19 protein-coding genes are annotated in these 25,649 nt (G+C 45.3%); 11 read left to right on the top strand and 8 right to left on the bottom strand.

Annotated elements, in window-relative coordinates; translation table 11 throughout:
• Positions 1-276: 276 nt before the first annotated feature.
• The 8 genes from gltB to IJ23_RS09205 all read left to right on the top strand — a co-directional run bounded on the left by gltB (position 277) and on the right by IJ23_RS09205 (position 10,938).
• Positions 277-4,740 carry a glutamate synthase large subunit gene (gene gltB, locus IJ23_RS09240; RefSeq protein WP_033906097.1) on the top strand — a complete coding sequence of 1,488 codons (4,464 nt, stop codon included), beginning with the start codon at positions 277-279 and terminating at the stop codon, positions 4,738-4,740.
• Between the two features lie 20 nt (positions 4,741-4,760).
• Complete coding sequence (locus tag IJ23_RS09235; protein ID WP_005381833.1) at positions 4,761-6,173, top strand: FAD-dependent oxidoreductase; 1,413 nt, start codon at positions 4,761-4,763, stop codon at positions 6,171-6,173.
• Between the two features lie 91 nt (positions 6,174-6,264).
• Positions 6,265-6,693 carry a DUF1499 domain-containing protein gene (locus IJ23_RS09230; protein ID WP_025768418.1) on the top strand — a complete coding sequence of 143 codons (429 nt, stop codon included), beginning with the start codon at positions 6,265-6,267 and terminating at the stop codon, positions 6,691-6,693.
• Positions 6,694-6,756: 63 nt separating this feature from the next.
• A complete protein-coding gene (mtnN, locus tag IJ23_RS09225; protein WP_005381837.1) occupies positions 6,757-7,452 on the top strand; it encodes a 5'-methylthioadenosine/S-adenosylhomocysteine nucleosidase in 696 nt (231 codons plus the stop codon).
• An 11-nt stretch (positions 7,453-7,463) separates the two neighbouring features.
• Complete coding sequence (locus tag IJ23_RS09220; RefSeq protein ID WP_033906096.1) at positions 7,464-8,417, top strand: cobalamin biosynthesis family protein; 954 nt, start codon at positions 7,464-7,466, stop codon at positions 8,415-8,417.
• Positions 8,417-9,265: a vitamin B12 ABC transporter substrate-binding protein BtuF gene (btuF, locus tag IJ23_RS09215; protein WP_033906095.1), complete on the top strand. Its 849-nt coding sequence runs from the start codon at positions 8,417-8,419 to the stop codon at positions 9,263-9,265. Before IJ23_RS09220 ends, btuF begins: the two co-directional genes overlap by 1 nt.
• Before the next feature lie 69 nt (positions 9,266-9,334).
• Positions 9,335-9,955, top strand: a complete 621-nt coding sequence (locus IJ23_RS09210; protein WP_005387377.1) for a TRIC cation channel family protein — start codon at positions 9,335-9,337, stop codon at positions 9,953-9,955.
• A gap of 128 nt (positions 9,956-10,083) precedes the next feature.
• Entirely contained in the window at positions 10,084-10,938 is an 855-nt protein-coding gene (locus IJ23_RS09205) for a LysR family transcriptional regulator (protein WP_017821479.1), read from the top strand.
• Here the strand turns inward: IJ23_RS09205 and IJ23_RS09200 are convergent.
• On the bottom strand, positions 10,880-11,659 hold the full coding sequence (locus IJ23_RS09200) for a TSUP family transporter (RefSeq protein ID WP_005381847.1): 780 nt from the start codon (positions 11,657-11,659) through the stop codon (positions 10,880-10,882). The two genes, IJ23_RS09205 and IJ23_RS09200, sit on opposite strands and share 59 nt — an antisense overlap.
• A 249-nt stretch (positions 11,660-11,908) precedes the next feature.
• On the opposite strand from IJ23_RS09200, the gene IJ23_RS09195 reads away from it, so the two are divergent.
• Positions 11,909-12,823: a hypothetical protein gene (locus tag IJ23_RS09195; RefSeq protein ID WP_025768414.1), complete on the top strand. Its 915-nt coding sequence runs from the start codon at positions 11,909-11,911 to the stop codon at positions 12,821-12,823.
• Positions 12,813-13,232 carry a hypothetical protein gene (locus IJ23_RS25290; RefSeq protein ID WP_155396149.1) on the top strand — a complete coding sequence of 140 codons (420 nt, stop codon included), beginning with the start codon at positions 12,813-12,815 and terminating at the stop codon, positions 13,230-13,232. The genes IJ23_RS09195 and IJ23_RS25290 overlap by 11 nt, the downstream gene beginning before the upstream one ends.
• Positions 13,233-13,307: 75 nt before the next feature.
• Here IJ23_RS25290 and carB read toward each other — a convergent pair whose 3' ends face one another.
• The 5 genes from carB to secA form a co-directional block, all read right to left on the bottom strand.
• On the bottom strand, positions 13,308-16,541 hold the full coding sequence (gene carB, locus IJ23_RS09185; protein WP_005381854.1) for a carbamoyl-phosphate synthase large subunit: 3,234 nt from the start codon (positions 16,539-16,541) through the stop codon (positions 13,308-13,310).
• A gap of 16 nt (positions 16,542-16,557) precedes the next feature.
• Positions 16,558-17,697 carry a glutamine-hydrolyzing carbamoyl-phosphate synthase small subunit gene (gene carA / locus IJ23_RS09180; RefSeq protein WP_017821483.1) on the bottom strand — a complete coding sequence of 380 codons (1,140 nt, stop codon included), beginning with the start codon at positions 17,695-17,697 and terminating at the stop codon, positions 16,558-16,560.
• A 481-nt stretch (positions 17,698-18,178) separates the two neighbouring features.
• Entirely contained in the window at positions 18,179-18,988 is an 810-nt protein-coding gene (dapB, locus tag IJ23_RS09175) for a 4-hydroxy-tetrahydrodipicolinate reductase (RefSeq protein WP_005381860.1), read from the bottom strand.
• Positions 18,989-19,098: 110 nt separating this feature from the next.
• The gene (mutT, locus tag IJ23_RS09170) at positions 19,099-19,497 is read right to left on the bottom strand and encodes an 8-oxo-dGTP diphosphatase MutT (RefSeq protein ID WP_005387387.1); all 399 of its coding nucleotides are present in this window, start codon (positions 19,495-19,497) and stop codon (positions 19,099-19,101) included.
• A 155-nt stretch (positions 19,498-19,652) separates the two neighbouring features.
• A complete protein-coding gene (gene secA / locus IJ23_RS09165; protein WP_005387389.1) occupies positions 19,653-22,382 on the bottom strand; it encodes a preprotein translocase subunit SecA in 2,730 nt (909 codons plus the stop codon).
• A 407-nt stretch (positions 22,383-22,789) separates the two neighbouring features.
• On the opposite strand from secA, the gene IJ23_RS09160 reads away from it, so the two are divergent.
• Positions 22,790-23,248: a DUF721 domain-containing protein gene (locus tag IJ23_RS09160; protein ID WP_033906094.1), complete on the top strand. Its 459-nt coding sequence runs from the start codon at positions 22,790-22,792 to the stop codon at positions 23,246-23,248.
• Positions 23,249-23,361: 113 nt separating this feature from the next.
• Here the strand turns inward: IJ23_RS09160 and lpxC are convergent, their stop codons facing one another.
• On the bottom strand, positions 23,362-24,279 hold the full coding sequence (gene lpxC / locus IJ23_RS09155; protein WP_005381871.1) for a UDP-3-O-acyl-N-acetylglucosamine deacetylase: 918 nt from the start codon (positions 24,277-24,279) through the stop codon (positions 23,362-23,364).
• Between the two features lie 101 nt (positions 24,280-24,380).
• Positions 24,381-25,619, bottom strand: a complete 1,239-nt coding sequence (gene ftsZ / locus IJ23_RS09150) for a cell division protein FtsZ (protein ID WP_017633617.1) — start codon at positions 25,617-25,619, stop codon at positions 24,381-24,383.
• Positions 25,620-25,649 lie beyond the last annotated feature (30 nt).

The raw sequence follows: 25,649 nt of genomic DNA, 5'->3' as shown, positions 1-25,649 counted from the left end.
TTCTATCTATTTGAAATTATTAAACTATTTTAGCTTATTAAATGGTAAATCGTATATTCACGTGATGATCCACTAATAACTTGACCTTTTTTACAATAAGCTATAGCTTGTGAAGTTGATGAAAATAAAACACTCAAAAAATGTTAAATATTTCACAACTTTTACTGAATAATTATACATAAAGCTATAAAGATGACGCATAGTTAGTCATCGATATCAACGTAAGCAGTGTTGATATATCTGTCGGGATGACGGATAAGCAAAGGGAGAATTGCAATGGCTCTTTATGATCCAAGTCTTGAGAAAGACAACTGTGGATTTGGCTTGATCGCGCATATGGAAGGCGAACAAAGCCACAAGCTGGTACGTACAGCAATTTCTGCACTTGACCGCATGACTCACCGTGGTGGTATCGCCGCCGATGGTAAAACTGGTGATGGTTGTGGTCTTCTATTACAAAAGCCCGATTCCTATTTACGTCTTATTGCCGAAGAAAATGGTTTCAACCTTGGCAAGCAATACGCCGTAGGGATGATTTTCTTCAACCAAGATCCAGTCAAAGCTCAACTCGCTAAAGACATCGTCAACAAAGAACTGGCGCAAGAGACGCTAACTGTGGCTGGTTGGCGTGAAGTACCAACTAATTCAGAAGTACTCGGTCCAATTGCGGCCAACTCGCTTCCAAATATTCAGCAAGTCTTTATCTCTGCACCGGCAGGTTGGCGCGAGCGTGACATTGAACGTCGCCTCTACATCGCACGCCGTCGCATCGAGAAACAAATCACCGAAGATCCGGATTTCTACATCTGTAGCTTGTCGACTCAAGTTTTGGTGTACAAAGGCCTATGCATGCCTGCGGACTTACCGCGCTTTTATCTTGATCTTGCCGATCTACGTATGGAATCTGCTATCTGTCTGTTCCACCAGCGTTTTTCTACCAACACTCAACCGCGTTGGCCATTAGCTCAACCGTTCCGCTACCTTGCTCATAATGGTGAGATCAATACCATTGAAGGTAACCGACAATGGGCACGCGCTCGTGCTTATAAGTTCTCGTCACCACTGCTGCCTGACCTACAAACTGCAGCACCGTTTGTGAACGAGACAGGCTCAGACTCGTCTAGCTTAGATAATATGCTAGATCTCTTTTTAGCTGGCGGCATGGATATCTTCCGTGCCATGCGTATGCTCGTACCGCCAGCATGGCAAAACCACCCGGATATGGATCCGGATTTGCGTGCGTTTTACGATTTCAACTCCAAACACATGGAACCATGGGATGGCCCAGCAGGTATCGTACTGTCCGATGGTCGTTATGCTGCTTGTAACCTAGACCGAAACGGTCTACGTCCTGCGCGTTATGTAATTACCAAAGACAAGCTGATCACTCTGGCATCTGAGGTAGGGATTTGGAATTACGCCCCAGATGAAGTTGCCAAAAAAGGTCGTGTAGGTCCGGGGGAATTGCTCGTCATCGACACTCGTAAAGGTAAGCTTTGGCAGTCTAGCGAGATCGATAATGACCTGAAATCTCGTCACCCTTATCGCGAATGGATGGAGAACAACGTTCGCAAACTAACACCGTTCTCTCAGCTGCCTGAAGATCAAGTAGGTGAGCGCAGCTTTGATGAAGACTTGCTTAAGACTTATCAAAAGCAGTTTGCCATGAGCAATGAAGAAGTCGATCAAGTATTGCGTGTCCTCGGTGATATGGGGCAAGAAGCCGTCGGTTCGATGGGTGATGACACCCCGATGGCGGTTCTTTCTTCGAAAGAGCGCTTGGTGACTGATTACTTCCGTCAGAAGTTCGCGCAGGTCACCAACCCACCAATCGATCCGCTGCGTGAGAAACACGTCATGTCGCTAGCGACCAGCATCGGCCAGGAGATGAACGTCTTCTGTGAAACCGATGGCCACGCGCATCGTGTAACCTTTGATTCTCCAGTACTGCTCTATTCAGACATGCAGCAACTACTAGAGCTGAGTGACGATCATTACCGTAATACCATTCTCGATATCAACTACGACCCACAACAAAAAGATCTTAAACAAGCCATTAATGATCTGTGTGAGCAAGCAGAGCAAGTCGTTCGTGAAGGCACGGTTTTAGTGGTTCTTTCGGACAGAGCCTTGGTCAAAGGTAAGTTACCAATTCCGGCAGCAATGGCAGTCGGCGCCGTTCAAACTCGTCTGATTGACGCGAACTTACGTTGCGATGCCAACATTGTTGTTGAGACCGCAACAGCTCGTGACCCACACCAATTTGCTGTCTTGCTTGGCTTTGGTGCTACTGCGGTTTACCCATACCTTGCTTATGAAGCTTTAGGTAAACTGATTGATGATAAAGCACTAGAGAAAGACTACCGCGATGTGATGCAAAACTACCAATACGGCATCAACAAAGGCCTGTACAAGATCATGTCGAAAATGGGGATCTCAACCATCGCCTCTTACCGCTGCTCACAACTGTTTGAAGCAGTTGGCTTGAGCCAAGATGTGGTCGATCTGTGTTTTAAAGGCGTCACAACTCGAATTGAAGGCGCGAATTTTGACGACTTCCAGCAAGATCTTACAAACTTATCTCGTAAAGCATGGGCGAAACGCAAATCGATTGATCATGGCGGCTTGTTAAAGTACGTCCATGGAGGTGAATATCATGCTTACAACCCGGATGTCGTCGGCACGCTGCAACAGGCCGTTAAATCTGGCGAAAGTAACGACTATCAGAGCTTTGCTAAGCAGGTAAACCAACGCCCTGTTGCCATGCTGCGTGACTTAATGTCGCTGAAAAAATCAGACTCACCGCTGCCACTTGAGCAAATAGAACCACGCACTGAACTGTTCAAACGCTTTGACTCAGCGGCAATGTCTATTGGCGCACTTAGCCCAGAAGCGCATGAAGCACTTGCAACGGCGATGAACCGTCTTGGTGGTTACTCTAACTCGGGTGAAGGCGGTGAAGATCCTCGCCGTTTCGGTACTGAGCGTAACTCACGTATCAAACAGATTGCTTCTGGCCGATTTGGTGTAACGCCGCATTACCTGACTAATGCGGATGTACTGCAAATCAAGGTGGCACAAGGTGCGAAACCGGGTGAAGGTGGACAGCTACCAGGACACAAAGTCACCGCAGAAATCGCAAAACTGCGTTATTCGGTACAAGGCGTGACTCTGATCTCCCCTCCTCCGCATCACGATATCTATTCGATTGAAGATTTGGCCCAGCTGATCTTCGACCTTAAACAAGTCAACCCGAATGCGCTGGTTTCGGTAAAACTCGTCTCCGAGCCAGGTGTCGGCACCATCGCAACGGGTGTAGCCAAGGCTTACGCTGATCTTATTACCATTTCGGGTTACGACGGTGGTACCGCAGCAAGCCCATTAACTTCGGTAAAATACGCTGGTAGCCCTTGGGAGTTGGGGTTGGCAGAGACACAACAAGCTCTGGTTGCTAATGGTCTGCGTCATAAGATCCGCCTACAGGTAGACGGTGGTCTAAAGACTGGTTTAGACGTAGTTAAAGCCGCAATTTTAGGTGCAGAAAGCTTCGGTTTTGGTACTGCGCCAATGGTCGCTATGGGTTGTAAGTTCCTACGAATTTGTCACCTCAACAACTGTGCAACTGGGGTTGCGACTCAAGACGAGACACTGCGTAAAGAATACTTCAAAGGTCTACCAGAAATGGTGATGAATTACTTCATCGGCCTGGCAGACGAAGTGCGCGGATTACTCGCCGAACTTGGCGTTGAAAAGCTGACGGACTTGATTGGTCGTACCGATTTACTTGAGGCAGTAGAGGGATTTACAGCGAAACAGACCAAGCTGGATCTATCCAATATTCTAGAAGCTCCAGTATCACCTGAGGGCCATCCGCTATTTTGGACAGAGCCAAACAAACCGTTTGATAAAGCTGAGCTCAACCAAAAGATCGTTGATGATGCCATGCATGCGGTCGAAAACAGTCAATCGGCAAGTTTCTTCTACAATGTCATCAACACTGATCGTTCTGTTGGTGCACGCTTATCTGGCGAAATAGCAAAACGCTATGGCAACCAAGGGTTGGCGGCTTCCCCTATCAAAATCTATCTTGACGGCACCGCAGGCCAGTCCTTTGGTGTTTGGAACGCAGGTGGTGTAGAGCTTTACCTCACGGGCGATGCGAACGACTACGTGGGCAAAGGCATGGCGGGTGGTAAAGTGGTTATCAAACCTCACCTTGGCACTGCATTTAAGTGTAATGAAGCAACCATCATTGGTAACACCTGTCTGTACGGCGCGACCGGCGGTAAACTATTTGCAGCCGGTAAAGCAGGTGAGCGTTTCGGCGTACGAAACTCAGGTACGATAGCCGTCATTGAAGGTGCTGGCGATAACGCTTGTGAGTACATGACTGGCGGTATTGTTGCCATTCTTGGTGCGACAGGTGTGAACTTTGGCGCGGGTATGACTGGAGGCTTTGCCTATGTTCTGGATGAGAACCAAAGCTTTGAAGGTCGAGTTAATACTGAGTCTGTCGAAGCTATCTCATTGTCCGATCTTTACATCCACCAAGAACATTTGCGTGGCCTAATTGCGGAACACCTTGAAGAAACAGGGTCGAGTCATGCTGAAAATATTTTGGCGAACTTTGATGAATGGATTCCAAAGTTCTATTTGGTGAAACCACAAGCGGCAGATCTTCGCACGCTACTTGGTCACCAGAGCCGCAGTGCCGCAGAGCTGCGTGTTCAAGCACAGTAATCATGGAGGATGTTTGAATCATGAGCCAGAACGTTTATCAATTTATCGATGTGCAGCGTGTAGATCCTGCGAAAAAGCCTATCAAAGTTCGTAAGATCGAGTTCGTTGAAATCTATGAACCGTTCACTAAACAACAGGCGACTGCACAAGCGGATCGCTGCTTAGATTGTGGCAACCCATATTGTGAATGGAAATGCCCAGTCCACAACTACATCCCTCAATGGTTAAAACTTGCCAATGAAGGTCGTATTCTTGAAGCGGTTGAACTATCGCATCAAACCAACAGCCTACCGGAAGTATGTGGGCGCGTTTGTCCTCAAGACCGCCTATGTGAAGGTTCATGCACGCTTAATGATGACTTTGGTGCCGTCACCATCGGTAACATAGAAAAGTACATTACCGACAAAGCGTTTGAAATGGGCTGGAAGCCAGATATGTCCAAGGTGGAGTGGACCGATAAAAAGGTCGCAATCATTGGAGCAGGCCCAGCTGGCTTGGCTGCCGCGGATATCCTAGTGCGCAATGGCGTTAAGCCAGTCGTGTTTGACCGCTACCCTGAAATTGGAGGCCTTCTGACCTTCGGTATTCCTTCCTTCAAGCTTGAAAAAGGCGTGATGGAAAACCGCCGCCGTGTGTTCACTGAAATGGGCGTCGAGTTCCGCATGAACATGGAAGTAGGCAAAGATGTCCAAATGCAAGAGCTACTTGATGAATACGATGCTGTTTTCTTGGGCGTTGGCACCTATAAATACATGCGTGCTGGTCTAGATAATGAAGATGCGCCGGGTGTGTATGACGCGCTGCCATTTTTAGTTTCGAACACCTACAAAGTCATGGATCTTGAGAGTAACCAACCCTTTATCGATATGGCAGGAAAGAAAGTCGTCGTACTGGGTGGTGGTGATACAGCAATGGACTGCGTTCGTACCTCAATTCGCCAAGGTGCCTCCAACGTAGTTTGTGCTTATCGTCGTGATGAGGCCAACATGCCGGGCTCTCGTCGCGAGGTAAAAAACGCAAAGGAAGAAGGCGTGAAGTTCATGTTCAACCTTCAGCCTTTGGGAGTTGAAGTGGATGCGTCAGGCAAAGTCTCGGGGGTCAAAGTGGTGAAAACCGCACTTGGTGAACCTGATGAAGCGGGTCGCCGACGCCCAGAGCCCGTTGAAGGCAGCGAGCACGTTCTACCAGCAGACGTTGTTATCATGGCGTTTGGTTTCCAGCCGCACAAAATGGACTGGTTAGCACCGTTTGATGTCGATTTGGATCAGTGGGGTCGTATCAAAGCCCCTGCGAAGCAAGAGTTCCAATTCCAGACCAGCAATGAAAAGATCTTCGCGGGCGGCGATGCGGTACGAGGTTCTGATCTTGTCGTAACCGCAATTGATGAAGGACGAAAAGCGGCAGAAGGCATTCTCGATTACCTCGAAGTTTAATCTCAGCTAACCTCACAAAAAGGGTCCTGTTATTGGATCCTTTTTCTTTTGTATCCATATAATTAGAAACAAAATTATAAGAGTAAATATAATGAAAAAAGCCGCTCTCCTTTCCATTACTTTGCTCGGCTTAACCGCTTGTAGCCAAGGAGTCACAACCATGACGGATCGTTCTCAATCACCTTGTGGTGACAAACCAAACTGCGTCTCCACCCAAGACACGCGAGAAAAATACAACCTAACGCCATTTATCTTAGTTGATTCAGCGAACATCGACGCTATTGAGCAAGTTGCGCTTGAACTGCCAGGCGCGAAAACCGCGGTGAAAGAAAGCAACTACCTTCGTATCGAGTGCACATCTAAAATCATGCGCTTCGTGGATGACCTCGAACTAAAAATAGCAGGAGACCAACTGATTGTGCGCTCGGAATCTCGTGTGGGCTACTCTGACTTTGGCGTAAACAGAAAGCGCGCCGATCAATTACGAGAAAAGCTCACTCAAGCTAAGCTCATCAAATAGAAAACTGCCAACGGGGAGTGCTATACTCTCGGCCAACTAAAATATTTACCTAAAGAGAGTGTTATGAAAGTTGGTATCATCGGTGCGATGGAACAAGAAGTGACCATCCTGAAGCAAGCAATTACAAACTGCAAAACTGTAAATAAAGCAGGTTGTACGTTTTTCTCTGGTCAAATTAACGATGTCGAAGTCGTCGTACTACAATCGGGCATCGGTAAAGTTGCAGCGGCAGTGGGCACGACAATCCTTCTTGATGAATACCAACCAGACGTTGTGATTAACACAGGCTCTGCTGGCGGTTTCGATTCAAGCTTAAACCTTGGCGATGTAGTTATCTCTACAGAAGTTCGTCATCACGATGCAGACGTAACCGCTTTTGGTTATGAAATTGGCCAAATGGCCGGTCAACCAGCTGCATTCAAAGCGGATGACAAGCTAATGGACTTAGCAGAAAAAGCCCTAGCACAAATGGAAAACACTCATGCGGTTCGCGGCCTAATTTGTACTGGCGATGCGTTTGTTTGTACTGCTGAGCGTCAAGAGTTTATTCGTAAACACTTTCCGTCTGTTATCGCTGTAGAAATGGAAGCATCTGCTATCGCTCAAACTTGTCACCAATTCAACACACCGTTTGTTGTTGTGCGTGCAATCTCTGATGTCGCTGATAAAGAATCACCAATGAGCTTTGATGAGTTCCTGCCTCTAGCAGCAAAAAGCTCTTCCGAAATGGTATTCAAAATGCTGGAACTCATTAAGTAAACGACTCATTCATGGAAGAAGTTTTTCAGTCATTTTATGCCAACGGTGCGCTCCTCATTATGTGGGGTGCACTGATCTTGCACCTTTTAGTGCCAATCCCCCATTCAGCGCACCCCATCACTTTATGGCGAAAGCTAGCAGAGCAGCTAGCTAACAAAGTGAACAATAATCACAATTACTCACAGAGTGTAATCTCAGGCAGTCTTGCACTAGGCTTGATGCTGTTTCCTTGCTTGATATTACTGATTGCAGTAAAGCCATTTGTTTGGCAAATCCCTTTATATGAACTGGTTCTATTGATCCTTGCGCTAGACTGGCGCAACAGCGAAACGTTAACGAAACAGCTCGTCACAAGTATCTCTTCGGAAGACAAAGCCCAATGTCGAGCATTACTGCAACCATATCTTAATCGCGACACTGGTAACCTCTCGATCGTTGGCATAGGTAAAGCTGGCTCAGAAACCCTGATTATGGGATACAGCCGCAACGTGATCGGCGTGCTATTTTGGTACGCACTAACAGGTGGTATTGGTGCGCTAATGTATCGACTCACAACAGAATCAGCGCGAGTGTGGTCCCCTAGCCGACGCCAATATTTGCCCTTTGGTAAACCTGTGATTCAACTGGTTGCTACTCTGGATATTATTCCACTTCGTCTCTTTGCCATACTTTTAGCTGCCGGAAAGAATACAAGTAATGTGCTCTCTGGAATACAACAGCAAGCGAAGTCTTGGCCCTTACCAGGACCTAGCTGGGTGTTATGTACTATCGGACACAAACTACAACTGTCTTTATGCGGCCCTGCTATCTATCAAGGTGTGCGTGCAGAGCGCGCAAAAATCGGTGGGCGCATTGCGCCATCGGCTATTCACCTTTCACAAATACATACGCTGCTCGTTTGGCGCGTCCTGGCTTGGATCGCAATCCAAAGTTTGCTTTTAGGAATAATTTATCAAGGATTATGATGAATAAATTATGCTTCGCATTAACGCTGTTTGTTTCGACAGCGACCTTCGCTCAACCCGCTCAACCCGCTCAACCCGCTCAACCCGCTCAACGCATTATAAGTTTAGCTCCACATGCCACCGAAATTGCCTTTGCAGCAGGGCTAGGAGAGCAGCTTGTTGCTGTCAGCGAAATGAGCGATTATCCAGAACAGGCAAAGCAGCTAGAAAGAGCCTCAAATTATCAAGGAATTAAATTAGAGCGCATTATTGCTCTTCAGCCGGACTTAGTGATTGCTTGGCCAGCCGGAAACCCCGCTAAAGAGTTGGAGAAAATTAAACAGTTCGGTATTCCTATCTATTACTCCACTACAGGTTCATTAGAAGATATCGCCAATAATATCGAGCAACTCAGCCAATACAGCGAAACTCCACAAGTAGGAAAAAAGGCCGCTGAAGATTTTAGAACGCAGCTGAGTACACTAAAAGAACAGTACAACACGAACGAGAAAGTTAGTTACTTTTATCAGTTGAGTGAAAAGCCTATCATCACTGTCGCCGGAAAGAACTGGCCAAGTGAAGTCTTTACTTTTTGCGGTGGTGAGAACATTTTCGCCGCATCTAGCGCGCCTTATCCTCAAGTTAGCATCGAGCAAGTCATTACTCGCCAGCCAGAGGTTATTTTTACTTCTCGTCACGCAATGAGTAACGATGGTATGTGGGCTGAGTGGAGTAATGAGCTTCTTGCTCTTAAAAACAAACACATCTGGTCCCTAAACTCTGATTGGATTAACCGTCCCACACCACGCACATTGAACGCGATCAAGGAAGTGTGTGAGCACTTTAAAAGCGTTCGTCAAAAACGCTAACGATTTCGTGGCAAATACCGTACAATTTCCGCCCATTTTTTCTCACACTATTTAAAGGTACTAAGTAACATGGACTCCATGCTGCTTTATATGATCGATTTGTTTGGTACCGCTGTTTTCGCTATCTCTGGCGTATTACTGGCGGGCCGTTTAAAAATGGATCCATTCGGCGTTATCGTGCTCGGCAGTGTGACTGCTATAGGTGGCGGAACAATCCGAGACATGGCGCTTGGTGCCACTCCCGTATTTTGGATAACAGATACGACTTACTTATGGGTGATATTTGTTACGTGTCTACTAACCATGCTTGTTATTCGAAGACCCAAGCGACTCTCATGGTGGGTATTACCCGTTTGTGATGCCATCGGTCTCGCTGTATTTGTAGGAATAGGAGTAGAAAAGGCACTCGCCTACAATGCTTCTGGGATGGTCGCGGTGATAATGGGGGTTATTACTGGCTGTGGCGGTGGCATTATACGAGACGTGCTGGCTCGCGAAGTTCCTATGGTATTAAGAAGTGAAGTCTATGCTACGGCATGTATTATTGGCGGCATCTTCCATACGATGGCGGTAAACATGGGTTATGACCACTCAACGGCTTTACTCGCTGGTGTAATCTCAACGCTCATTATACGTCTCGGTGCGATTCGTTGGCATCTATCCCTGCCAACTTTCGCCATTAACCGTTAAACACCAACAACATCACTCACCATGGAGTCGACCAAGTGTCGGCTCCTCTCATTTATGCTCATTTGATTCGCCAATTCTTGGGCAATTCGCTAAATTATCTCAACCATTCCTAACTTTCATTAATCATTATGTTGCTTGAAGGTATTGAAACGTTACTTGTCCTCAGTAAAGAAAAAACCATGAGCCGCACAGGCAGTCAACTCTATATTAGTCAATCTGCCGTGAGTAAACGTATTTCAAATCTAGAGAAGAAGTTAGGAAAAAAATTGATAGAGCCGAATGGTCGGCACATAAAGCTGACCTCCGATGGCCTTGCCCTCATCAACACGATCGAGCCAACGTTCAATGAGTTAAGAGGTCAGATCTATGATCAACAACAAATAGAAGATACTTCTTTGATCAAGATAGACTGCTCTGAAACCTTAGTCGCTGGATACCTCAGCATGATCATGGCAGAACACTTTGCCCATGATCAGTACATACGAATATCGACCAATCATACGCCACGCATTATTGAGAATGTGAAATCAGGCAAAGCAACATTGGGATTTTGCGCTGGCTATCTACCACCTCATCATGGATTAATGAGCCTTCACCTCGCCGATGAACCTTTCTCAATTGTCAGTCGACATTCACTTTCACAACTACCTAAAGCTATTTTGACCAATGACCTAACTAACCCTGCCAACACATATCAACAAGCTATTTTATCCAAACACGGAATCGAACCTTTGATGGAAATGGATTCGTATACTGCGGCAGCACAACTGGCTTTGGGAGGTATGGCTCCCGCTTTAATCCCTAAATCTATCCTAACGACACTTAATATCACATCTAAGTTCTGCTATGACTTTGAAGAGCTAGATCAGTTAGTTCGACCAATACATATCTGCTTACGTCACAGCACATATCGTAGCGAACGAGTTAAAGCACTGACAGAATCCATTGCTGATGTTGTTGCCAAAGAAGTTTCGTTGCCATAAGCATCGACATCACTATAACTAGAGGACGAATCCATTTTTGTCCTTTACTTACCACGACCTTCGCTCCTAACTGAGCACCAAGAAAACCGCCAACAGCCATGGTTAAGCCAAGCTTCCACACGGGCAACCCAGCGAAGATAAAAAAGAGTAGTGCCGCAATGTTTGACGTGAAATTGAGAATTTTGGTTCTAGCAGTGGCTTCGACCAAAGAAAAGTGACCTAGTGCAACAAAACAAACAGTAAAAATAGATCCAGTCCCAGGGCCAAAAAAGCCATCATAGAAACCGATCCCGCCACCAATGCATAGCGCAAACATCGCTTCAGATAACTTTGGTTCTCCATCGATTTTTCGCGTACTTGGCGCGAGTAAAAAATAGAGGGAAATGGCTATCAAAAGAACAGGGATCAAACTGGTGAGTACGCTAGCATCAATAAACTGCACAGCCTCGGCACCGATTGCAGCGCCTATAAAAGTGCAGAGTATCGCAAAACGCATTTCCTTTAAGCTAACAATACCGTTACGCACGAAATACCAGCTAGCAGAGAAACTGCCAAACGAACTTTGTAACTTATTGGTCGCTAGAGCTTGAGTCGGACTCAACCCCGCAGCCAAAAGCGCAGGGAGCGTAATGAGCCCTCCCCCACCAGCCATCGCATCAATAAAGCCTGCGGCAGTCGCAACCAAAAATAAGGCCAACAAAATTTCAACCGTGATTTCCACTACACTTCCTTTTTGAAGAGGTATCAAAGAGGAAGAAACGGTAGCACTTATTCACAAAACTACCAATGGAAAGTCAAGACACCAATCTATTCCTAATTTTCATCAGTTAATAAATCTAGAGAATGATACATTAAAAATATCAATTACATCCAAATATAGAGCCTCACCTCAAGAGCCTCTTAATATTTTGATAGAAAAAGAAAATGCTGTCTTAATAGGAAATATTTAATCTGATAAAAAACGAAAATAATGGAAGCCTTACTGACTCGACCATCAATAAAAGAACAGCAATTACGCTTAAAAATCGAACAGATAGTGAATATTAATCAGCTATTCAGCGTTATTGACGCTAAACCAGAGACTAGCGGTGCGGGTGTAATTTATATTGATAACAAATTCACCGTTGTACGCTTAAGAGACTTTAAATCCACATGCCATATCAATCCTACCTTTATCATTCTACGAGAACCGATAAAATTACAATCATCTCAAGAATTTGCAAAAAAAATAAAACAGGAAGAGTCAAAATCAAGATTCAATCAAGAGCTTCTATCAGCGAGCATTAGCTGTATTGGTGCAGCGATTGGCTGGATTGGGGTAGTTGGTTCGGGGCTAACAATACCAGTAAGTGGTCCTGTGGGCGTAACTATGTCCTATATCTCACACGCCGCTACTGTTGCTGCCACAGCTCAATGTGCTATTGGAGTAGCAAGAACCCGTATGGTATCTAAATCACCAGACAAATTATCGGATATAGACAGTAATGAGTGGTATCAAAATACAACTAAAGCTTTAGATTACATCTCCTTAGCTGGAGCGGGCGCTAGTGGATATCAAACGATAAAAATGGTTCAATCTCTTAAGCAAACCACTAAGAAAGGCGTTCCCGAGATTCTAAAAGGCTTAAACAGACAAGAAAGAACAAGATTAACTAAAGAAATCATCCGTAAAAACCTTCCGAGCATTTCGAATAAAGCTCGTAAACAGCTAATGTTGTCAGGAGAAATTCCTAAGAGGTATTCACAAGCAACAATATCCGCATCCATTTCTCATCAGCTTCTAGATGCAATTGGAGGCTCAATTAGCATAGTAGGAAGCGGTTATTCGGGAGAGTTAAGAAATCTTGCTATTGGAATCTATGAGGAATTGAAAGTTGAATACTAAATCAATTAGCATAGCAAACATCTCACTAAGTATATGTTTATACTTGGCATTGACTATTGGTCTGGCTATTAGCTTAAGCATTTGGAATGACTGGTTTTCTTTCACTCAACACATTGCTCTAGATACTTACCTCCTTACATTGGGAGCTATTACGGTTGTTGTTGTATGCATTCCAAACATTCTGACAATAAGCAAAGGATTAAGTGTTGCTGCAAAAATAAACTTACTTACTATCTCTTTTATCATTCTCACTTGCAGCATTAATTTTGTTGTAGCAAATGGTAGTACTATTTCTTCATCTTTGGGTACATTGCTTGCCATCATTAGCTTAATGATCTTCAAAAGCGAAGCATACCAATCGTTCCTAGCACACTTTAATGCTCTTCATTTTAGAAAAACCTCGATATAAAAAAGCCCGCTCAAATGAGCGGGCAATGAGGTTGTCATGTAAGCCCTGATTAATGAGCTTACTGATTTTTATCTGTTACGCGTCTAGACTCGCTTTCACTTTAGCGTGTAACTCTTGAACCGAAGTTACTGACGCTTTTGCGTCTGCAGTATGAGACATACATGTTGCGAACGCTGCATTCAGTGTCGTTGTGTAGTTCACTTTTTCTGCCAGTGCACCACGTCGTAGAACTTTCGAATCTTCAATCGCTTGACGACCAGCAGCCGTGTTTACGATGTAGGTGTATTCGTTGTTCTTGATGCGGTCAAGAATGTGTGGACGACCTTCGTGTACTTTGTTTACCAAACGTGGGTTAATACCCGCTTCGCCCAGAATTACAGCAGTACCGTGTGTCGCATCCAACTGGTAACCCAGTTTCACTAACTTAGAAGCTAGGTCAACAACACGCTCTTTATCACCTTCACGTACAGACAGTAGCGCACGACCACCTTCAGGATAAACCGCACCACAACCTAGCTCTGCTTTCGCGTAAGCTTCTGCGAACGTTGCACCCACACCCATTACTTCACCTGTTGAGCGCATTTCAGGGCCCAATAGAGGGTCAACCCCAGGGAATTTGTTGAACGGCAGAACCACTTCTTTCACTGAGTAGTAAGGAGGGATAATCTCTTTAGTAAAGCCTTGTGACTCTAGAGATTGACCCGCCATTACACGTGCAGCGATTTTCGCTAGAGGAGCGCCTGTCGCTTTCGATACGAATGGTACCGTACGAGCAGCACGAGGGTTCACTTCAATTAGATAAACGTCGTTATCTTTCACAGCAAACTGCGTGTTCATCAAACCGCGTACACCGAGTTCGAATGCTAACTTCTCAACTTGCTCACGCATCTTGTCTTGAATTTCCTGACTTAGCGTGTATGCAGGCAGTGAACATGCAGAGTCACCAGAGTGAACACCCGCTTGTTCGATGTGCTCCATGATACCGCCGATAACGACGCGTTCACCGTCACAGATAGCATCAATATCAACTTCGGTTGCATCATCCAAGAAACGGTCTAGCAGAACTGGAGACTCGTTCGATACGCTTACTGCTTCGTTGAAGTAGCGACGCAGGTCTTGCTCGTCGTATACGATTTCCATCGCACGACCACCGAGTACATAAGATGGACGAACAACTAATGGGAAGCCAATTTCTTTCGATTTCTCAACCGCTTGCTCCATCGTTGTTACTGTCGCGTTTTCTGGCTGAAGTAGACCTAAACGGTCAACAGCGGCTTGGAAGCGTTCGCGGTCTTCCGCACGGTCGATAGCATCTGGGCTAGTACCAATGATTGGCACACCAGCCGCTTCTAGAGCACGAGCCAGTTTAAGTGGCGTTTGACCACCGTACTGAACAATCACACCTTTTGGTTTTTCAACACGAGCGATAGACAGTACATCTTCCAGAGTTACTGGCTCGAAGTACAGACGATCAGACGTATCGTAGTCAGTAGATACCGTTTCTGGGTTACAGTTAACCATAATGGTTTCGTAACCGTCTTCACGCAGCGCAAGTGATGCATGAACACAACAGTAATCGAATTCGATACCTTGGCCGATACGGTTTGGACCGCCACCAAGAACCATGATCTTATCTTTGTCTGTTGGGTTTGCTTCACATTCTTCATCGTAAGATGAGTACATGTAAGCCGTGTCAGAAGAAAACTCTGCTGCACATGTATCCACACGTTTGTAAACCGGATGAATATCAAACTGCTCACGAGCACGGCGAATTTCACTTTCAGCGACACCAAGCAATTTAGACAAGCGAGCATCAGAGAAGCCTTTGCGTTTCATCTGACGAAGCACTTCTTTGGTCAAACCTGCGTAGCCGCCCGCCTTGACTTGTTCTTCGAGTTTTACAATTTCTTCGATTTGAACCAGGAACCAGCGGTCGATTTGAGTCAAGTTGAACACACCGTCGACTGACATACCCGCTCGGAATGCATCGGCGATGTACCAGATACGCTCTGCACCTGCTTCTTTAAGTTCGTGACGAATCTTAGTCAGTGCATCTGGCGCTTCCAGATCGACCATCTCATCAAAACCAGTTGCGCCAACTTCTAGGCCACGCAGTGCTTTGTGAAGAGATTCTTGTTGGTTACGACCAATCGCCATTACCTCACCAACCGATTTCATCTGAGTTGTCAGACGATCGTTTGCACCAGCAAATTTCTCGAAGTTAAAGCGAGGGATCTTAGTTACGACGTAGTCGATAGTTGGTTCAAATGACGCAGGTGTTGCACCACCTGTGATGTCGTTTTGTAGTTCGTCTAGCGTAAAGCCAACAGCCAGTTTCGCGGCAATTTTCGCAATTGGGAAGCCTGTTGCTTTTGATGCTAGCGCAGAAGAGCGAGATACACGCGGGTTCATCTCGATGATGACCATACGACCATCTTTCGGGTTGATACCAAACTGTACGTTTGAACCACCTGTTTCAACACCGATTTCACGCAGAACAGCTAGCGATGCATTACGCATAAGCTGGTATTCTTTGTCAGTCAGTGTTTGTGCTGGAGCAACCGTGATTGAGTCACCCGTATGGATGCCCATTGGGTCAAAGTTCTCGATTGAACATACGATGATACAGTTGTCCGCTTTGTCACGAACGACTTCCATTTCGTACTCTTTCCAACCGATGAGTGACTCATCGATAAGAAGTTCGTTGGTCGGAGATAAGTCCAGACCACGACGACAGATTTCTTCGAACTCTTCTTTGTTGTACGCGATACCACCACCAGTGCCACCCATGGTGAACGATGGACGGATGATACAAGGGAAGCCAACCATATCTAAAACTTTGTAAGCTTCTTCCATGCTCTTCGCTGTATCTGCGCGAGGACACTCAAGGCCGATAGACTTCATCGCTTTATCAAAACGAGAACGGTCTTCCGCTTTGTCGATTGCATCAGCCGTTGCACCAATCATCTCTACGCCAAACTCTGCGAGAACGCCGTGCTTCTCTAAATCTAACGCACAGTTAAGTGCTGTCTGACCACCCATAGTTGGCAGAACTGCATCAGGACGTTCTTTCTCGATGATCTTGCGTACAACTTCCCACTGAATCGGCTCGATGTAAGTCGCATCTGCCATCTCTGGGTCAGTCATAATCGTTGCTGGATTAGAGTTAACTAGGATAACTCGGTAGCCTTCTTCGCGAAGAGCTTTACACGCTTGTGCGCCAGAGTAGTCAAACTCACATGCCTGACCGATAACAATCGGACCAGCACCAAGAATTAGAATACTTTGAATGTCAGTACGTTTTGGCATTATCTACTACTCCGAATTAAGCGCTGTGTTTTTTGATTAGTTCGATAAAGTGGTCAAATAGCGGTGCCGCGTCATGTGGACCAGGGCTCGCTTCTGGGTGACCTTGGAAGCTAAATGCTGGCTTGTCTGTGCGGTGGATACCTTGCAAAGAGCCATCAAATAGCGATACGTGAGTAGCACGTAAGTTTTCCGGTAATGTTGCTTCATCTGCCGCAAAGCCGTGGTTTTGCGAGGTAATCATCACAACGTTACGCTCTAAATCTTTTACTGGGTGGTTTGCACCGTGGTGACCAAACTTCATTTTCACCGTTTGCGCACCTGATGCTAGCGCCAGAATTTGGTGACCTAGACAAATACCAAAAATTGGCAGGCCTTTTTCTAGGAACACTTTGGTTGCTTCAATCGCGTAAGTACATGGTTCTGGGTCACCAGGGCCGTTTGATAAGAATACGCCATCTGGATTTAGTGCCAGAACTTCTTCCGCTGACGTTTCTGCAGGTACAACCGTTAAGCGGCAGCCACGGTCAACCAACATTCGTAAGATGTTGCGTTTTGCGCCGAAGTCGTAAGCGACAACGTGGTATGGCAGCTCGCTGTCATCTTTCGCCTCTGGAAGTCCACCTTCAAGCGTCCACGAACCTTGCTTCCATTGATACGCTTCTTTTGTTGTAACTTCTTTCGCAAGGTCCATTCCTTTTAAGCCTGGGAATTCTTTTGCTTTCGCTAGTGCCAAAGCTTCGTCTAGGTTGTTGCCCGCAACAATACAGCCGTTTTGAGCACCTTTTTCACGCAGGATACGAGTGAGCTTACGAGTATCGATATCAGCGATGCCAACGATATTTTGAGACTTAAGATAATCAGAGAGGGATTGTTCGTTACGGAAGTTAGAAGCGATTAGAGGAAGATCGCGAATCACAAGGCCTTGTGCATGAATGGAAGAGGATTCTTCATCTTCGGAAGTGGTTCCGGTATTGCCAATGTGAGGATAAGTGAGAGTGACGATTTGCTGAGAATAGGAAGGATCAGTGAGGATTTCTTGATACCCCGTCATCGAGGTATTAAAAACGACTTCACCAACGGAAAGACCATCTGCCCCTATGGACACTCCGCGGAACACTGTCCCATCTTCTAGGACCAACAGTGCTAATTTACCCAAGACAACCTCCAGAATAAAAATGCAAAAAAAATAAATCAAACTGCAAACATGCCTTCCTTTACCTATAAAATCTACATAAATAGGTATTTCAGACAAATTGGCGGTATTCTAAAGTTGGACTCGAAACCTGTCAACCTACAATCAAAAATAAATGATTAATTTCTAGCGAGTAAGGTCATTTTGAATCAGTAAGGCCCAAAAAGATAACTTTTACATGCTATTACATAGAGAGGCATAGAGGTTTAATGAATTTTACAAATTTGAACTTTTTAGAGATCACAAAAAAGTATGAATTTTTCACGCAAACGTTCACTCGACAAAAAAGACATTAGTTTTTAGACATCAAAACCCAAAACACCCACAAAACAACCAAAACAACGACAAAAGTAAGCACCAAAATACTTTCTGTTAGAATCATTTCATTTACAAATAATTCTATAGATATAAAAAAGCCGGCTACCGCCGGCGAATAATTATGTATTTAGAGTTCATTCAATCCCAAAACATCTGTCATGGTATAAAAGCCCGCTGGTTTGGCACTCAACCAAACAGCGGCCTTGACGGCGCCATTAGCAAACGTCATACGATCGGTCGCTTTGTGCGTTATCTCCACTCGTTCCCCGATATCAGCAAACATGGCTGTGTGCTCACCGACGATATCGCCAGCGCGAATTGTAGCAAAGCCGATCTCATCTTTAGTACGTTCACCTGTGATACCTTCTCGCGCATAGACAGCTACATCATTCAGCTTGTTGCCCATCGCACCAGCAATGGCTTCGCCCATCCCGATAGCGGTACCAGAAGGAGCATCAACTTTATGACGATGATGTGCTTCGACAATCTCAACATCACAGTAGTCGCCCATCACTTTGGCTGCTTTCTCAAGAAGCTTAAATACTAGGTTCACACCAACAGAGTAGTTAGGAGCCATGACAACAGGCACTTGCTTAGCGGCTTCGTCAATCAGTTCACGCTCTGCATCACTGAAACCAGTCGTCCCAATCACAATACTCTTTCCATGCTTCTTACACAGTTCAAGATTCGCCAACGTACTTACTGGGGCAGTAAAATCGATGATTACATCAAAATTATCGACGTCTTTAGCAAGATCATCCGTTAAGAACACATCGAATTTGCCTTCACCACAAAGTTCACCGATATCGACACCGACAAGTGAGGACTCAGGTCGTTCTGATCCCGCGCTCACTGTCGCCTCTGGGTTAAGGTGTGAAGCTTTAACCAAATTACGGCCCATTCGGCCTGCTGCTCCTGCGATTGCAATACGAACCATTGCGCTTTCTCTCCTTCTCTGGATAACGAGGTTTGCTCTCGTTCTCTCGTTTCGCTTAATCTGTTTAAACTAACAACATACCGTGGTTACCACAAGCAAGTTCATCAGGCTTAAGCGAACTCTTTTACGACACGCTCCAAGATAGGCACGTTCGCTTCAGGAAAGGCATAGTTACCCAATTCTCTTATCTCAACCCAGCGACCTTCTTGACCTTCTCGGCCGTAAGGCTCATTACTGAACTTAGATACCGTAATAAAATCAAACTTAAGTGATTTGTCTGGATAGTCATATTCCAAATGCTCGAAAAGGGCTTGCTCAGTAACTTCAATTCCTACCTCTTCTTCAAGTTCTCTTGCTAGAGCATGTTCAATACTTTCTCCTGACTCGACTTTCCCGCCGGGAAACTCCCAAAACCCGCCTTTATGCTTGTCGTCTGGACGCTTTGTAATAAAAATTTTTGATTTGTCTTGGTTAAAAATAATAGCCGCGACTATGTGAATTCTTTTCATAGGGGTTCCTAACTCTCAAGCCGTTACACTTCAACGGTCTTTGCATCTCTAAAACTATCCGATGCTATCAAAACTTATGAAATTCGACAGCCACAGAATTTGCTTAAAAAAAGAGCCGCCTAGGCGACTCTTTAAAACATTATCTGACTAATACGTTAGTCGATTTTGCCGTGGCACTGTTTATACTTCTTACCACTACCACAAGGGCAAGGCTCATTGCGACCTACTTTACGTTCATCACGTACCATTGGCTGACTTGAACCTTCTTCAGATTCTTCACCTTCAGAAAGAGGGTTTTGTGCTGCTGCGTGTTGCGCTTGAGCACGACGAGCGGCCTCTTCAGCTTGCGCACGACGTTGCTCTTCCATACGTTCAACTTCTTCTTGTTGCTGAACTCGAACGCGAGATAGAACAGTAATCACATCAGTTTTCAGCGCTTCTAGTAGACCTTCAAACAGTTCAAACGATTCACGCTTGTATTCCTGTTTCGGGTTCTTCTGCGCATAGCCGCGTAAGTGAATACCCTGACGCAAGTGATCCATTGCTGCCAAGTGCTCTTTCCAAAGCGTATCCAGAGTTTGAAGCATAACCGATTTCTCGAAGTTACGAAGTACTTGCGCACCCACCACTTCCTCTTTCTCTTTGTACACTTCAACGGCTAGATTGATGATCTTCTCGCGTAGCGCCTCTTCGTAAAGCTTATCGTCTTCTTCAAGCCATTGCTTCACTGGCGCATCAAGATCGAAGTCTGCTTTCAAGCGCTCTTGTAGACCTTCAACGTCCCACATATCTTCTAGTGATTGTGGCGGGATGTACTCATCAATAACCGCTGTTAGCACATCTTCACGGTTTTGCTCGATCATACCGCTGATGTCTTCAACGTTCATCAATTCGTCGCGCAGCTCGTAGACAACCTTACGCTGATCGTTCGCCACATCATCGTATTCTAGTAGCTGCTTACGGATATCAAAGTTACGGCCTTCCACTTTGCGCTGTGCTTTTTCAATTGAGCGAGAAAGCATTTTCGATTCAATAGCTTCACCTTCTTCCATACCACTTTGAATAAGGCTCGCCATACGATCAGAAGTGAAAATACGTAACAAAGAGTCTTCCATAGATAGGTAGAAGCGCGATGAACCCGCATCACCTTGACGACCAGAACGACCACGTAGCTGGTTATCAATACGGCGAGATTCGTGGCGCTCAGTACCAATGATGTGTAGACCACCAGCATCTAGTACTTGATCATGTACCACTTTCCACTCTGCTTTAATCGCATCGATTTGTTCTTGAGTTGGGTTCTCCAAAGCTTCCACTTTTGATTGCCAACTACCGCCAAGCACAATATCCGTACCACGACCGGCCATGTTGGTCGCGATAGTTACCGCACCCGGCATACCCGCTTCAGCAACAATTTCCGCTTCCTTCTCATGGAATTTCGCATTCAATACGTTGTGTTTGATCTTCGCTTTCTTCAAGGCGTTGGAGAGTAGTTCTGATTTTTCAATCGATACGGTACCAACCAATGTTGGCTGACCTTTCGCAACGCGCTCTTTGATATCTTCAATGATTGCAGCAAACTTCTCAGCTTCGGTGCGGTACACCACATCCGGCATATCGTTACGAATCATAGGTTTGTTGGTTGGGATAACCACCGTTTCCAAGCCATAAATAGATTGGAACTCAAACGCCTCAGTATCCGCAGTACCTGTCATACCAGACAGTTTTTCGTATAAGCGGAAGTAGTTCTGGAAGGTAATCGAAGCCAAAGTTTGGTTTTCGTTTTGAATCTTAACGCCTTCTTTCGCTTCTACTGCTTGGTGAAGACCTTCAGACCAACGACGACCTGGCATTGTACGACCAGTATGTTCATCAACAATTACTACTTCACCTTCGTCAGTAACGATGTAATCAACGTTGCGCTCAAACAACACATGAGCACGCAAAGCGGCATTCACGTGATGTAACATGCTGATGTTAGTCGGAGAGTAAAGTGTGTCACCCTCTTCCATAAGACCATTTTTCACCAACAGTTCTTCAACGTACTCTTGGCCCGTTTCTGTGAGGTATACTTGCTTTGATTTCTCATCAACAGTGTAGTGACCATCACCACGATATTCTTCAGAGTCTTCTTTGTCTTGCTTTTTAAGATGCGGGATCAAAAGGTTGATTCGGGTGTATAGCTCAGAGCTATCTTCAGCAGGACCAGAAATGATTAAAGGGGTACGAGCTTCATCAATTAGGATTGAGTCCACCTCATCGACAACTGCAAAGAAGCGTTCACGTTGTACGCGATCTTCGCTACGGAAAGCCATATTGTCACGAAGGTAGTCAAAACCAAATTCATTGTTCGTTCCGTACAAGATGTCAGCTTGGTACGCTTCTTTTTTCTCTTGAGGAGGCATGTTTGGCACGTTTACGCCAACAGTCATACCTAAAAATTCAAATAGAGGGCGGTTTGTCTCTGCATCACGTTTAGCTAGATAATCGTTCACTGTTACAATGTGAACGCCTTTACCAGCCAGGGCATTTAGGTAAGCAGGAAGCGTTGCCGTCAGCGTTTTACCTTCACCCGTACGCATTTCAGCGATTTGACCCGCATTTAGAACCATACCGCCGATAAGCTGGACGTCGAAGTGGCGCATACCGTAGACACGCTTAGATGCTTCACGAACCGTAGCAAAAGCTTCTGGAAGTAGTTTATCAAGAGTTTCACCTTTCTCTAGGCGCTCACGGAATTCAACCGTCTTTGCTTTTAACTCTTCATCACTTAGAGCCTCGAATGTTGGCTCATAGTTATTAATTTCTTTTACAATTTTTCTAAGGCGGCGCAGTGTTCGGTCGTTGCGACTGCCAATCACTTTTGTCAGTAGCTTAGTTATCATTTTTCGTGAATCTCTCTTTATTCAGACCGTTCCCGATCTACTCATAATGCCTTCAGTCTCTGCCAGTTTGGAACTAAGAATACTGAGATAAATCATTTATCAAAGATATTGAGTTCAAACATCCATATTTCAAGGCTAAGTTTTGAAACAATGTGGCTTAGTGTAAGGATTTTTAATCGATACAACCATAAATAGACGTATTTGTTTGAAGCACTCTGAAGTTTTTACTTAAAGTGGTGACTGATTAGCCGATATTGCATACCGCAATATGTGTAATCCATCCAGAGCAAACTTTGCTTTTTACCTTGCTACATTGTAAAACTGAAGCTAAAGACGTTAATGTAAACTATACCTTGATAGAAAGCTGCTCTAGAATAGCTATATCTCAACAAAATTAGATTTTACCTATGCGTGATCACCGTCCAACCTCGACTGAAGATGTTATTGCTGAGTCACAGTTCAAGCAGATTCAAGAACATGCTGGAGAAATCTTACAGCTTAACCAAGCTTTGCAAGAGGTCTTACCCACGGGGACGGCCGATCATTGCCGAGTAGCGAATGTTCGTAACGGCCATCTATTGATCGATGTCTCTAGTGCCGCGATCAAAATGAAGATCGATTACGATCGCCTCATGATCCTAAATAAACTTCGTACTCAAGGCTTTGCCAAGCTGATGAGCGTTGAAGTGAGGATCAATCCTTCACTATATCGAAACCGCTTTCAACAAGACGACAGACCTAAGCGTCCACCACTAACCGAATCTGCAGCAAAGTCATTAATGACGATTGCCGACATGGCGCCACCGAAAATTCAAGAGCGTTTAAAACGATTAGCCGATATGGCAGAAAAGGAAGATCGTAAGTGAACGTTATTTCAATATGCTGAAAGCTTGAATGTTATTGATAAATCCAGGATTAAAGCCAAATAGCAAAAAACCAGGCATAAGCCTGGTTTTTTATTAATTCTAATGCCAAGTATTTACGCAAGCACCATATTTGGTTCTGCGAATGCTACTGGTGAGCCGACTTCTTCTTCGAATGTAGTCCACTCCCACGCTTCCTGATCTGCAAGAACAGCACGTAACAGTTGGTTATTTAAACCGTGGCCAGATTTAAAGGCACGGAATTCACCAATGATTGGGTGGCCACACATGTAAAGGTCACCAATCGCATCCAACACTTTGTGAGTCACAAACTCATTTTCAAAGCGTAGACCTTCTTCATTAAGAATACGGTAATCATCCAAAACGATAGCATTGTCAAAACTACCACCCAAAACTAGGTTTTGAGATTGTAGATATTCGATATCACGCATAAAGCCAAACGTACGTGCTCGAGAAATCTCACGAACAAAGCCTTTTGACGAGAAATCAAACAGCAAACGTTGCTCGTCTGATTCAATCGCTGGGTGATTAAACTCAATTTCGAAGTCCATACGGAAGCCGTTAAATGGTACAAATTCTGCCCATTTATCACCATCTTCAAAACGAACTGGCTTTTTGATGCGGATGAAGCGTTTTGGCGCATTTTGCGTTTCGATACCTGCTTGTTGTAGCAAGTATACAAATGGGCTTGCACTACCATCCATGATCGGAATTTCAGGTGCGTCTACTTCGACAACAATGTTATCGATGCCCATACCAGCAAGTGCCGCATTCAAGTGCTCAACAGTTGAAATACGCACACCTTCATCGTTTACCAATGCAGTACAAAGCATGGTGTCACGAACCGAAGCTGGATCAGCTGGAAAATCTACAGGTGGATTTACATCTGTACGACGGTAAATGATACCTGTATTTGCAGCAGCCGGGCGCAGAGTAAGTGTGACTTTACGACCAGAGTGGAGACCCACACCAGTTGTTTTCACTATTTCTTTCAGAGTACGTTGTCTGATCATCTGCTTGCCTCTCAAAAATTTGCTACAAAACACGGCCGTCTGTAACGTCGACCGTGAATGCTACCATAATTTTGAGCCATGTCAAATTTATGGGTTAAAGATTAATCAGCCTGACGACGCAAAAATGCCGGTATATCTAAATAACCACTTTCCTTTTCTTGCTTTGGAGCCGCAGAACTTTGGCTCGACGAAGCTGGAGAAGAAGGAGCAGTGTTTGTCGGCTGAGGAGTTACCTGTGGCTTCTCTTGCACTTGATTATTTTGCAAGGTCTGTGCCGGTTTTTCTTCAGCTTGCGTTGCCGCTGCTTGTTGCTGTGGTTGAGCTTGCGGCGTCGGTGCCACTTTCGCTTTACCACCCGCAACTAGCGTGATATCTGGCTTTTTCTCATTACCAATACCTGTCGCTACAACTGTTACGCGGATTTCGTCAGTCATATCAGGGTCTAGAGAAGTACCGATAACAACAGTCGCATTGTCAGAAGCGAATGCCTTCACTGTATTACCAACCGTCTCAAACTCGTCAAGACGCATATCCAGACCAGCAGTAATATTGACAAGAACACCACGAGCGCCCGCTAGATCGATGTCTTCCAGAAGTGGGCTAGAAATTGCCATTTCAGCCGCTTCTTCAGCACGGTCTTCACCTTTGGCGATGCCGCTACCCATCATTGCGTGACCCATTTCAGACATTACAGTTCTTACGTCCGCAAAGTCGACGTTGATCATGCCAGGGCGAGTAATTAGCTCAGCAATACCTTGAACGGCATTCTTAAGAACATCGTTAGCGCTTGCAAAAGCTTCTAGTAGTGTTACACCACGACCAAGTACTTTAAGTAGCTTTTCGTTTGGAATCGTGATCAAAGAGTCAACATGCTTAGAGAGCTCATCGATACCTTGCTCAGCAAATGCCAAACGCTTTTTACCTTCAAAACTAAACGGTTTAGTTACTACCGCTACTGTTAGAATGCCAAGCTCTTTAGCCACTTCAGCAATAACAGGCGCTGCACCAGTACCGGTACCGCCACCCATACCAGCTGCGATAAACACCATATCGGCGCCAGTCAGGGAATCTTTAATTCGATCTCTGTCTTCGAGAGCTGCGTCACGGCCAACCTGTGGATTAGCACCTGCACCCAGACCTTTAGTGATATCACCACCGATCTGAATAACATTGCCAACGCTTGTCTTACGAAGTGCTTGCGCATCAGTGTTGACGCTGATGAATTCCACACCTTCGATGGATTCACGCACCATGTGTTCAACGGCGTTACCACCGCCGCCACCAACCCCAACGACCTTGATTACTGCATCGTCAGACATTTCCATCATCGGTTCAAACATGTGTTGTCTCCGTTTATCCTGCAACTCAGG

It is taken from the genome of Vibrio sp. OY15 (genome assembly GCF_000742455.1).
Taxonomy (GTDB): Bacteria; Pseudomonadota; Gammaproteobacteria; order Enterobacterales; family Vibrionaceae; genus Vibrio; species Vibrio alginolyticus.
Note: the sequence above shows the minus strand (reverse complement) of the source record. Positions and strands in the feature narration are given on the sequence as shown.

Bases quoted from the DNA above. Each gene is read 5' to 3' on its own strand.
- IJ23_RS09160 (WP_033906094.1), top strand. From the start codon at position 22,790: ATGCGTGATCACCGTCCAACCTCGACTGAAGATGTTATTGCTGAGTCA.
- IJ23_RS09235 (WP_005381833.1), top strand. From the start codon at position 4,761: ATGAGCCAGAACGTTTATCAATTTATCGATGTGCAGCGTGTAGATCCT.
- mutT (WP_005387387.1), bottom strand. From the start codon at position 19,497: ATGAAAAGAATTCACATAGTCGCGGCTATTATTTTTAACCAAGACAAA.
- IJ23_RS09210 (WP_005387377.1), top strand. From the start codon at position 9,335: ATGGACTCCATGCTGCTTTATATGATCGATTTGTTTGGTACCGCTGTT.
- IJ23_RS09230 (WP_025768418.1), top strand. From the start codon at position 6,265: ATGAAAAAAGCCGCTCTCCTTTCCATTACTTTGCTCGGCTTAACCGCT.
- mtnN (WP_005381837.1), top strand. From the start codon at position 6,757: ATGAAAGTTGGTATCATCGGTGCGATGGAACAAGAAGTGACCATCCTG.
- IJ23_RS09220 (WP_033906096.1), top strand. From the start codon at position 7,464: ATGGAAGAAGTTTTTCAGTCATTTTATGCCAACGGTGCGCTCCTCATT.
- dapB (WP_005381860.1), bottom strand. From the start codon at position 18,988: ATGGTTCGTATTGCAATCGCAGGAGCAGCAGGCCGAATGGGCCGTAAT.
- ftsZ (WP_017633617.1), bottom strand. From the start codon at position 25,619: ATGTTTGAACCGATGATGGAAATGTCTGACGATGCAGTAATCAAGGTC.
- carB (WP_005381854.1), bottom strand. From the start codon at position 16,541: ATGCCAAAACGTACTGACATTCAAAGTATTCTAATTCTTGGTGCTGGT.
- secA (WP_005387389.1), bottom strand. From the start codon at position 22,382: ATGATAACTAAGCTACTGACAAAAGTGATTGGCAGTCGCAACGACCGA.
- IJ23_RS09195 (WP_025768414.1), top strand. From the start codon at position 11,909: ATGGAAGCCTTACTGACTCGACCATCAATAAAAGAACAGCAATTACGC.
- gltB (WP_033906097.1), top strand. From the start codon at position 277: ATGGCTCTTTATGATCCAAGTCTTGAGAAAGACAACTGTGGATTTGGC.
- btuF (WP_033906095.1), top strand. From the start codon at position 8,417: ATGAATAAATTATGCTTCGCATTAACGCTGTTTGTTTCGACAGCGACC.
- lpxC (WP_005381871.1), bottom strand. From the start codon at position 24,279: ATGATCAGACAACGTACTCTGAAAGAAATAGTGAAAACAACTGGTGTG.
- IJ23_RS09205 (WP_017821479.1), top strand. From the start codon at position 10,084: ATGTTGCTTGAAGGTATTGAAACGTTACTTGTCCTCAGTAAAGAAAAA.